Origin of the sequence: Paracoccus onchidii (assembly GCF_028294535.1) — a bacterium.
In the GTDB taxonomy this organism is placed as follows: domain Bacteria; phylum Pseudomonadota; class Alphaproteobacteria; order Rhodobacterales; family Rhodobacteraceae; genus Paracoccus; species Paracoccus onchidii.
In genome coordinates, this window is the sequence record NZ_JAQBIE010000055.1 from 1 (window position 1) to 5,989 (window position 5,989).

A 5,989-nucleotide genomic window follows, 5' to 3' on the forward strand; every position below is an offset into this window, starting at 1 on the left:
TTTTCGAGAACTCCGCGCTGTGGCCATGGATGCGTGGCGCGACATCGCACAACTCAGTGCCGCGTGAAAACTGCCATCAGCCCCTATTTCCAGACAGACAGGTTAACTTTACAGTACCCCACAAGATGCCAGGACTGAACAACTAAGATGCGACTTTGCGCAGTTCATCAAGGACGGTATCGCATCTTGCCGCACCTCCCTCGATCATTTTGGTCCCCTCTGACATTTCCGAGCCGAACAGAGACGCCGCATGGGTCATGGCTTCATCTACCTGTTCCGCGGTCATGACACCTAAATCCTGCGCAGCTTTGGCCATGCTGCAAATCCCCGCGGCAAGCCCTACGCCTGCACCCGCGCCTACGGCGGCCCCCATTGTAAAGACAGCCCCCACAGCTCCGATCATCAAGCCCACAATGGCACCAATCAGATATTTCCACATCCCGACGACTTCCCTTTGAAAAACGATGACGTATATCCCGCACCTGCCGGGCTGTGTTTCGCGCGACGCTGCATGAGGTCGGGAAGATCAGGGCCTGACCGGCCCAGATCTATAATACCAAGATACGGACCGCGTGTCTCAGCAGTCTCCGGCCGGCAGCATGTCGACTTCGGAATAGCGCCCGTTAGAGGTGACGATCCGTGCGCATGCTCCTGTTGACCGGTTGAACCACCAGGTTGTCAGGCCCTGGCTGCGCACAGCCTCGTATCCCAGATTCTGGATGCCCATCTCGGCTTGACCAGCTTTGGCACCTTCGAAGGAAGACAGGTCAGCAGAGCTTCCGACTGCCGGGGTGGAGCTGGCGAACTCGTCCTCTTCCACACAGGCACCTAGCGCAGCAACCGCAACCAGACCTGCAAGGATTTTCATGTTAAACATAGCTCTTCTTCCTCTCTCTGCTTGGTAAAGTCATTTGATGTTGAACTCGACACGATAGCTTTCATCGTGATGCGTGCGATTGATCACCTCGACCACATGATCACCGCTTTGCCACAGCTGTCCGCGATAAGGGGTTTTGGCGGCTGTCATGTCCAGCAGGAAAGACCCATCGGGGTTGAGGATCTGATAGGACATCTTCCCGCCCTTGTGATGTATCTTCACATGCAGGAATTGCCCGTTCCTGGCCCCCAGCACATATTTCGCCGACGCCCCCGGGGTGAGCGTGCCGTCATAGCTTGCACCCACCGTTCCCGGTGCGAATTTGACCCGGCGGCTATGAGTCGCGCCCGGATCGGAAACATGTCTTTGACCTGCCATGGCACCATCGCCGTCATCCATAGCGTCGACGACGCGAAATTCCCCGATGGCGCCATCCGTGTATCCGATGCAGCGCCAGGTGCTGCCGCCGGCATCACGCATCATGACCAGGGTTCCGGCTTCGGAAAATTCGCTGCTCAGGATGTCGATGCCGTTTCTGGCGTCAGGCCCGCCCACCTCACGCAAATGCTCGACACAAGCGTTGCGCCCGGCATCTTGCTGCGCCCCCGCAGATGAGCCAAGCGTCGCCCCGATAAAGGCCAACCCAAACGCAATAAACCGTGCGGTCATCAAGCATCTCCGGAATTCATGCCGCCACATAAGTTGATGTGAAAACACGCGAAATTAGGCAGCCAAACTGTCCTGGTGTGAATTTCTATCACGGTCATGTGTATCGGTAACCTTCTCAACTGTCGAGATAATTTTTGCAGGCGAAGGGATGCATTATTTCTTGGTTTCAGATATTTTCAGGGCCAAGGCAAAGTTCGAATCCGGTGGTTTTTGATCGGTAGGGAAGGCGCGGCCCTTCGCCAACAGAGTGTTACAAATCCGTTGCAACTTTTCGTCTTTTCAGATGCGTCGCGACATGCTGTTATCAGGCTGTGAAAGGGTTGCCGATTGCCCGAGAGGTCGGTTTCTCAGCACCCATATTTATGGAGAGATGTTGAACATGATACGCCATCTGTTGAAATCCACGACCATAGCGGGGCTTGGACTTGGCGCATTGATGCCGATCTCTGCCACCTTGGGTTACGCACAGGAATCTTCGCACGTGCAATTCGCGCCGGGCAATTTCGGGACTATGGTCAGCGGAACCATCACCGGGAACGAATATGTCGATTATCAGCTTGGCGCCAAGGCCGGGCAAGAGATCTTTGCCGAACTCTCGATCGCAGAAAGCAATGGCGACGGTTCGATTTATTTCAACATCCTGCCACCGGGCAGTGACGGTGTCGCCATTTACAACAGCGCCAATGACGGAAATTCGACAACGGTTCGATTGCCTTCGGACGGTACCTACGCCATCCGCGTCTATCAGCTGGGAAATGATGCCGATACTGGCAAGACTACAGGCTTCAATCTGGATCTCTCGATCCAGTAAATCAATGACGGCCGAATGGCTTGGGAACATATGGCAGTCTGATCCACGACAATAACAACATCAGAGAGGAAAAGTCATGCAAATCAGAATGGCGACTATGGGAATTGCCTTCGCGGCGCTGGCGGGTTTCAGCCATCCGGCATTGGCCAGAACCGACGCGAACGATGCAGAAATGATGACGCATTGCAACACCTATGCTGCGCATCACCTTGGCGTCAGCACCAGTGAGATCAGCGAACTTACCTATGAGGGGCAGCGCACCGACGGCACGCATGCCGTCAATGGCACGACCACCTCCGGCCAGACCTTCCAGTGCTCGTTCGGGCCGCATGGGCATCACGTCGTGGAATGGACGCATTCCGGCTATATCGGTTGCCCTGCGGATGTCAGCGAGGCGAACCGTTATATGTACCCCGACTGCGACTAGGTTTCGGGCATTGCCTTTGGCTGCCCTGATCCAGCGTCAGGACAGTTACAACCTGGCGATGCCGGCAGGCATCGCCGCATCCATAAAACGGAGAAACTATGGGCAGGGTTTGCCGGATTGTCGTGATGGTGTTTGCGGCGCTATATCTTGCGGCGCTCTGTCTGCTTGCAATCGGAACGTTTGGCCTTTTCGGGCAAGAGAGCGATCCGTTATCAGCTGTCTTTCTGATCCCGATGGGTTTGCCTTGGGTGATGTTTCTGGACAACCTTCCCGAAGCCTTGCGGATGACCTCGGCGATTCTGGCGCCACTGCTGAATCTTGTTTTGATCGCGACTATTTGCAAAATACTCGGGAAAAGCCGCAAATGAATGCGCCTTTCGCAGCCTATAATTCTTGACACTCTATAGCCAAGCTTGGATCATCATGTAGATTTCAGGCTTCGAAAGGCACATGATATGGTATTGGGCGGCGGATTTTCCCGACGAGAGGCATTGATCGGATTGGGGGCCTTTGCCAGCGCCGCCTGTTTGCCGGCAGCTGCTGATGTGGTGATGGAAATCGAATCCATGCAGCCCGGTGAATTTACCTGGCATCCGGAGCGCTCGCCGCATGGCGGGGTCGCCGTTATCGTATCCCTGCCGGAACAGCGTGTTCATGTATATCGGAACGGCATCCGCATTGCCGTTTCGACATGTTCGACCGGAAAACAAGGGCACGAGACCCCCACAGGCGTGTTCACCATCCTGCAAAAAGACAAACATCACCATTCTTCGACCTATAACAACGCGTCCATGCCGAATATGAACCGGCTGACATGGGATGGCATTGCGCTGCATGCGGGTAATCTGCCCGGTTATCCTGCCAGCCATGGATGTGTGCGCCTGCCGATGGCATTTTCGGAAAAGCTGTTTGGGATCACCCATTTGGGCACGCCCGTTATCATTGCGGGTGCGCATAACGATCCGTGGATTCTGAAACACCCCGGTATGTTGCTGGACGGCTCGTCCGAGGCCGAAATGAAATCGACCGTCGCAACCCTGGAGGCCGCAAAACATCCCAAGGACTGGACCGAGGCCGAGAACCACCCGATCAGCACCTTCCTTGCTTCGACCTCAGATCGACGCCTGTATCTGTTTCAGAATGGAGAAGAGCGTGCGAGCACGAAGATTGACGTCATTGGCCCGGGTCCCGTTGGCGAACATGTGATGATGCTGGAAAATCTTGATGGCGGTCTGGCCTGGGTTGGCGTCACCCATCATCCCGACCCTACGGCACCCAACCGGCCCGAGGAAGATATCATCAGCCGCTTGCGAATTGATCCCGAGTTCAACCGGCAAACGGCTGCCATGCTGCATCCGGGGATGACCCTGATCATTACGGATCTGCCTAGCCATGCTGACAGCCGCTCGGGGCAGGATTTTGTCATCATGACGTCCTGACCGCGCGGCCAGGTCAATTTATCCCACCATACAAACCAGCCGCCGCAGAGTGATCTGCGGCGGCTGGCCAGAGGGAAACACACCTCGACAAGATTGCTTATTGAGGGGCAAAGACCTGCTGCTGGATGGCGCAATGTCCATTTGCACCATGACGCTGTGCCAACCGGCGCGCGCGTCGGCCGGGGGCGAGCGCACGCACAGGCTCGCGTGCGTCCTGATCCAGTTCGGGAAACAATGCGAAAATTTCATCGCGTGCCGCCACGCCGACCGACCGCAGTGCCTCGGGGCCGGTAAACAGCGATTCCGTTTGCGCCCCATTCGACCAGACAAGCTGATGGCGGTCGAAAAGGAAATGCACATAGGTCACGCGGCGCAGGTCACTGGCCTGCTCGACCCCTTCCAGCGCAAGCAATTGTTTTGCCGCGACCAGAACTTCGTCACTGCCGAACATCCGCTGCGCGATCCTTGACTTGACCAAAATGCGGTGCTGCGGCGACACCAGCAGATCACAAGATGGGATGCCCGCGCCCAAGGCATTGGCGCGGATACGGACAGGCCGCATTTGGGGAGCACCATCAAGGTCGATCTCGGCCCGGCCGACCCAGCGCAGTGGCTGCAACCCGTCGTCAACGGTCTGAACCAGATCGCCAGCTTGCAGCGTTTCAACAGCGACCGCGCCACCTTTGGTGGCAATCATCGTTCCCGCAGCAAAACAGGGAAACGTCAGATCCGGGCGATCAACGGCCAATCCATCCGACACAGGGCTGAACACGTTTAGAAGCTCTATGCTGTCAATCGCCTGCGCTGTCAGCAGCGTATTGGTGGCAGGGTCCAGCGACGGGGCAACAAATATGTGACCATCAACCGTTTGAAACACATCCAGCAACGCGACTGCCGTGCTGCCATCGGCATATTGAATCTCGGCTGCATATTGCGAAGTGGCGTCAAATTCCAGCGCACTCTCCGATTGCCCTGGCAGCGCGACGTTAAAGTCATCGTGAAGTTCATTACTTCCCACATATGGAAAATTATCTTGATTCAAAACGCCGTTTGTCGACGTAACACTGCCGTTATCGCCATAAAAATCAATCGTTTCGCCGCGCACGATATTTTGCGACAAGGGTGTAGAAGCACTGCCATAGGTGCCAAGCAAATCAGCCGCATTTTCGGCAGTCTGATTGCCTTCGGTCGGATCGATCAGGCTTGACGACTGCCCCAGATATATCGCGTTCCACGTGGTAGGCATGACGTCCCTTTCAGTCGACTGCGTGAGAGAAAATTTTGTGATCAAGAATTAGTTAACGCTGAACTGAGCGGTTCGGCAAGATTCTTTTTTCGGTTGATGATTGGTTTCAATCGGATCTCCAGAAAGGAGCCGGAAAGAACCGCTGCTTCGATTAAAAAAGCGGCAGGATCTGGCGGCGCCCGCTCTTTCGATCGGGGCGTTGGCGACAGGTCAGCATAATATCCGTCAGCCGAAAACGGGCATATGTTCCCAGCCGACGCGATAGACTGCCCCGCTCAGCAGCAAGAGCACCAATAGCGGCATTGTAAAGTTATGGTCGGCTGCCACGGGATGTGGGACATGGCAACATGACTCACGCTCGCCTTTATAGCCGCCACCGTTTCCCGCCTGATGTTATCGCATATGCGGTCTGGCTGTATTTCCGCTTTCCGCTGAGCCTGCGGATGGTAGAGGACCTTCTGGCCGAGCGCGGCATCATCGTGTCGCATCAAACGGTGCGAGCTTGGGCAGATAAATTCGG

General features: G+C 55.8%; 8 protein-coding genes and 1 pseudogene. 5 read left to right on the top strand and 4 right to left on the bottom strand.

All coding sequences use genetic code 11. The features are described from left to right. Positions 1–142: 142 nt before the first annotated feature. From PAF17_RS19810 to PAF17_RS19820, 3 genes are all read right to left on the bottom strand, one after another. Complete coding sequence (locus PAF17_RS19810) at positions 143–439, bottom strand: hypothetical protein (protein ID WP_271890791.1); 297 nt, start codon at positions 437–439, stop codon at positions 143–145. Positions 440–577: 138 nt separating this feature from the next. Further along, positions 578–877, bottom strand: a complete 300-nt coding sequence (locus PAF17_RS19815; RefSeq protein WP_271890792.1) for a hypothetical protein — start codon at positions 875–877, stop codon at positions 578–580. A gap of 30 nt (positions 878–907) precedes the next feature. Beyond that, positions 908–1,546, bottom strand: a complete 639-nt coding sequence (locus PAF17_RS19820) for a hypothetical protein (RefSeq protein WP_271890793.1) — start codon at positions 1,544–1,546, stop codon at positions 908–910. Between the two features lie 379 nt (positions 1,547–1,925). Here PAF17_RS19820 and PAF17_RS19825 point away from each other — a divergent pair, with 379 nt between their 5' ends. The 4 genes from PAF17_RS19825 (at position 1,926) to PAF17_RS19840 (ending at position 4,223) form a co-directional block, all read left to right on the top strand. Next, entirely contained in the window at positions 1,926–2,357 is a 432-nt protein-coding gene (locus PAF17_RS19825; RefSeq protein WP_271890794.1) for a hypothetical protein, read from the top strand. Between the two features lie 76 nt (positions 2,358–2,433). Beyond that, complete coding sequence (locus PAF17_RS19830; RefSeq protein WP_271890795.1) at positions 2,434–2,784, top strand: hypothetical protein; 351 nt, start codon at positions 2,434–2,436, stop codon at positions 2,782–2,784. Between the two features lie 125 nt (positions 2,785–2,909). Then, positions 2,910–3,152 carry a hypothetical protein gene (locus PAF17_RS19835; protein WP_271890796.1) on the top strand — a complete coding sequence of 81 codons (243 nt, stop codon included), beginning with the start codon at positions 2,910–2,912 and terminating at the stop codon, positions 3,150–3,152. Positions 3,153–3,239: 87 nt separating this feature from the next. Next, positions 3,240–4,223, top strand: coding sequence for a L,D-transpeptidase (locus tag PAF17_RS19840; RefSeq protein WP_271890797.1), 984 nt, complete (start codon positions 3,240–3,242; stop codon positions 4,221–4,223). A 97-nt stretch (positions 4,224–4,320) separates the two neighbouring features. On the opposite strand, the gene PAF17_RS19845 is transcribed toward PAF17_RS19840, so the two are convergent. Then, entirely contained in the window at positions 4,321–5,469 is a 1,149-nt protein-coding gene (locus PAF17_RS19845; RefSeq protein ID WP_271890799.1) for a Hint domain-containing protein, read from the bottom strand. Positions 5,470–5,816: 347 nt separating this feature from the next. On the opposite strand from PAF17_RS19845, the pseudogene PAF17_RS19850 reads away from it, so the two are divergent. Then, positions 5,817–5,989: pseudogene (locus PAF17_RS19850) on the top strand (IS6 family transposase); the annotation flags it as partial.